A 4,191-nucleotide genomic window follows, 5' to 3' on the forward strand; every position below is an offset into this window, starting at 1 on the left:
TCTTAAATGGAAATCTCCACGGGAAAGCTTAAAAGCTTTTTTGGTTGCCGTGTAACAGAGGTTTGACAAACCTACACTCCTGACTGAGTGCGCGCGGATAGGTTGCGATTCCAGAGGCTAGAGCTCCGTTTTTAAAGAATTTCGCCCCATATTCTTCGGCGGCAAGCGCAAGCCCCAGCGCATCGCGAGCTAGCACCACAAAACTCATCCCTGTCACTCCTGAACCCATCGTGCGCAGGTGCAACATTTGCCGTTCTTTTAGTGTTACCGCGTCTCCGCCCTCTACCATTACCACATAGTAGAGGTTGTTTTTTTCGTCACGCTTTTTAGTCACTCGCCACGCCGGAATGGGCCACAAGCTAACGACCTCTCCAGCTCTGTTTCTTACTATTTCGGCATAGGCGTTGCCCCAAAGTTCCAAATTCAGCGTCATCGCTTTTTTGAAGTCGGAAGCCGTCATTTCGGGGTTGGGCTCGTAGCGTAAAAGCGCAGCCATGCACCCAGGCACCCTCTCTTTGCCACCAGCAGTGTTTTTTAAAAACTGCACCGGCGAGGCCGCGATCTCGGTAGCTATAACACGTATGCAGGCGTATACGGCCATGATTTTAATAGCGTCATCCTCACCGATTTCAATCCCAGTTTGTGAGAGCGCCCGTATCGTAGGCAATCCCATGAGCCAGCTTTCAATCGGGGCTTTGGGCAGCTCTTTCAGCGCGCTCAACGCCGTTTTAAATCTTGTCAGTAAGCTCACATGCCAACACCTCCTTTTAAAATGTAAAATGAGATAATACCGCGCGTTTCATAGACACTAGGCCCTGGTACGGGTTCTGCGTCAATGCGCGAATATGCCATTATTGCGGCGATTATGCCGTCAATCTTACGGCGTTTTACCTTCGCCACCTTGTCAAGCTTTACGTTCCCCGCAGGGTCCGTAATAACTTCGCAGTTATTTATCATCCAGCTGCTTACAGGATTATTTCCGTGATGGAATTTACCGTCCATAATGATACGCTGCATCCCTTTGGTAGGTGGGCTCATTGATAAAAAACCCTGACGCATATCAACGCATTTTATTCCTTCGTTTATAAGATGATTGGTGAGCTGTGTGGCATTATACGGGTCTTCCGCAAGCTCGAGCACCTGATAATCTTTCGCAAAGCGCAGAATGTCGCTCTCTATGAAGTCATAATCTATTGATCTGCCTGGAGTGAGCGTGATATAACCGTCTTTCGCCCACTGGACATATTCCGCGCGATCTCGCACGCATTTCTTTTCGATGCCGTCTTCCGGCAGGTAATAGCGCCATATTGCTTTTATACATCCGTCTTCCCACGGGAATATCCCGCAGATGCTTGAAATGTCGCTGACCGAAGAGAGGTCGGCCCCGAGGTAGCATTTTCGGCCCGAAAGAGCTTGCGCGTCGATTTTGCCCGCAGATGCCCTCCAGTCGTCATAATTTATCCAAGCTACAGAGCTAAAGGTCCAGACATTCATACGCTTTATGAGAAAATCATTTAAAGCGCTGCTGTCATTTTTTGCCGTTACGCACCTGTCTTTGAGTTCGTCTATATCAAGTGCGGCGCCAAGAGAAGAATTTGATTTGATATAGACCTTTGGATTCGTCCAATCGTCGCCGTCATCAAGAGTGTAAATGATACCCAAGAGACGTTCGTCTTTTATAACGCCGCGCAAAATATTTTCAACGTAGTCGTGCATGTCGCGGCAGGCGCTCTTCATTTCAAATCCTGCGGTGGTGATGATAAGTAAAAGTGGCTGTTCACGCGCTCCGGTCGCGGTATTCAGAACTTCATACAGCTCACGGTTTTTATGGGCATGATATTCGTCAATAATAGCGCAGCTTACGTTAAGCCCATCTAGTGTGTTTGACTCCGATGATAACGGTCTAAATATTGACACCGTATCCTCAATGACAATAGAGTTGCGGTAAATTTTTGCGTATTTTTTCAAATATCGTGACTGGCGTATGATTTGCTTTGCCGCTTCGTGTACGATTTTCGCCTGTTCCCGCTGGGTCGCGGCTGAATATACCTGTGCTGCAGATTCGCCGTCCATGTCTAGCATGTACAGTCCGATGCCAGCGACCCAAAAGGTCTTGCCATTTTTTCTGGCAACCTCTATATATGCCGTTCGAAAGCGCCTTAGTCCAGTTTTTTAACTTTCCAGCCAAAAAGTATGTAGGTTATGGCTTGCTGCCACGGGAGCATTGTAAAAGGGCGACTCGCCCATTTTCCTTCAAAGTGCCGATATTCGTTAAAGGCGTTGATTGCGATTTCTCCAGCTTCAGGGTCGAAATAATACTGGTTGAGCTTTTTTATGTCATTAAGATGCCGCTTTATGGCAAGTTTCACCCATTTACATACGGTGACCGTCCCTTCCGCTACATCTTATATGTACGTTTCCGCCCATTTTCGGCTATTCTCTGAGGCAATTACGGGTTTTACGCTGTTTTTTTCGCATTTCTTCATACTCGCTTTCACCGTCCTCAAATACGGCGGCGTCAACGGGCTGCATTACGCGCCGTTTCAACGACGGCGTTAGAGCAAATTCCGCCTCAAGCCGCGATAGCTCTTGTTGAGCATCCCGCATGATTCGCCATGACGGGTTATATCGTTCATTCGATTTGCCCTTGTTAAGGATTTGCCCGCGCTCCCCCACATCTCTGGCGGCGTCGGTATAGATGGTAAGCAAGTCATGATAACGCACAAAAGCAAGGCGGTCGCTCATTTTTACAACGCCGGCCTTTATAAGGTTGTCCCATAATTCGCCCGGCGACGGCAAGTAGTTATAATCTTCTATGGGCTGCGCGTCAATTTCGAGTGTTGCCGGCGGCGCTTCTTTTTTGTGATGACTTCTTCCGACAAGTTCTTTTGGCTCTGCTGGTTTCGGTTTTCTCCCTCGAGTTACCATTTTTCACCACCGCCCACCTTGAATAAAGTTCACAATTCACTTAACAAGTTTAGTTTTTTTAAGCAATTTTGGGCGCGATTACGAATCTGCTCGCCACCGGTCTAGGATTCTTGGTCTGTCCGAGATTTAATCTCCCCCTACCCCTGTGCGAAATCACTCAAACGCTCACGCCGCTTACGTTCATTCTCTGTCTTCTCTGCGTGTCAGTAACGACAAAGAGATTGAAGATTATCGCTTGCGATCATAGAACCACCATCGGAAATTTCAACGATGTGATCAACGACTTCGGCTTGTCGGATAATGCCGCGCTCGTAACATATACGGCATAAAGGATGCCGCGCCATAAAAGCGTTCCGTATCTTCTGCCAACGCGCCGTATGATAAAAACGATGAGAGACAGGGCGTGCGCTATCATATCGCCTACACTGTTCGACGTTTATATGAAGCGGTGCGTGCAGTACGCAATATGAGGCATCTGGCGGTATCGCGCGTCTGCACCCGGGATGATTGCATATCTTCATTGCTCGCTCCGGCATTCTTACCACCTACTATTTATATTCAAACCATTTCAAGCATTAAAAAATCGCTTCCAGATATGAGGGAAGCGATTAATCGAACTATAGTATTCGTATTACAATTAAAATATTAACAATATTTTTCTATTACATTGACGCACTTCTTAATTAAGGTTTCTCCATCTGGATCTAGTTCTACCTCCAATATTGACGTGCCGCTTTCAAGATCATCAAGTTCGGATGGCGTTAAATCATGATCGAAAAAAAAGCATCTTTCTTCAACTACTTTATTTAATGCGTCTAATAATTCCCTACTACGCTTTGAATCAATATAACAATTGCCAGTTGGAGTTTCATTTTTCAAAATAATAGTTTTAAAATCAGCGAGGAGACCCTCTGAGTATATAACTTTTTTCTTCTGTGGTAAATTTTTCATACTTTCACCTCCTTTTTACCAAAGATATAATTTGATGAGCATATAACTGTGGCATTAATAACATATTTTAACAAAAAAAGAAAATTTGTCTACTGCATTCTGCTCCCATTATCTACATAATGAGTCAAGTGCGTGGCCGGATATGCCCGCACCTCGCGTGTAGGTTTACCATACCGCTGTTACAGACTCAATAAAAAAAGCAGCAGACCGTACAGCGAACTGTTAAGATTAAAGCGCCAACACTAATCGACAGGGGGCTGCGGGTCTGCATGAAGAAGTTAACACAGGATGTCAAGTTTAGGCAAGCACTGA

Annotated in this window: 4 protein-coding genes and 1 pseudogene; all 5 read right to left on the reverse strand. The window is 46.0% G+C overall.

The features are described 5' to 3' along the window. Nucleotides 1-28 precede the first annotated feature (28 nt). Complete coding sequence (locus tag RRY12_12635) at nucleotides 29-751, reverse strand: phage portal protein (GenBank protein ID MEG2185520.1); 723 nt, start codon at nucleotides 749-751, stop codon at nucleotides 29-31. Next, on the reverse strand, nucleotides 748-1,737 hold the full coding sequence (locus tag RRY12_12640; protein ID MEG2185521.1) for a terminase TerL endonuclease subunit: 990 nt from the start codon (nucleotides 1,735-1,737) through the stop codon (nucleotides 748-750). The genes RRY12_12635 and RRY12_12640 overlap by 4 nt, the downstream gene beginning before the upstream one ends. Beyond that, nucleotides 1,711-2,154 (reverse strand): annotated as a pseudogene (locus tag RRY12_12645) (terminase large subunit). Before RRY12_12645 ends, RRY12_12640 begins: the two are co-directional and overlap by 27 nt. A gap of 279 nt (nucleotides 2,155-2,433) precedes the next feature. Then, nucleotides 2,434-2,928: a P27 family phage terminase small subunit gene (locus RRY12_12650; protein ID MEG2185522.1), complete on the reverse strand. Its 495-nt coding sequence runs from the start codon at nucleotides 2,926-2,928 to the stop codon at nucleotides 2,434-2,436. 645 nt (nucleotides 2,929-3,573) lie between these two features. Then, complete coding sequence (locus RRY12_12655) at nucleotides 3,574-3,879, reverse strand: hypothetical protein (GenBank protein MEG2185523.1); 306 nt, start codon at nucleotides 3,877-3,879, stop codon at nucleotides 3,574-3,576. Nucleotides 3,880-4,191 lie beyond the last annotated feature (312 nt).

Origin of the sequence: Cloacibacillus sp. (assembly GCA_036655895.1) — a bacterium.
In the GTDB taxonomy this organism is placed as follows: domain Bacteria; phylum Synergistota; class Synergistia; order Synergistales; family Synergistaceae; genus JAVVPF01.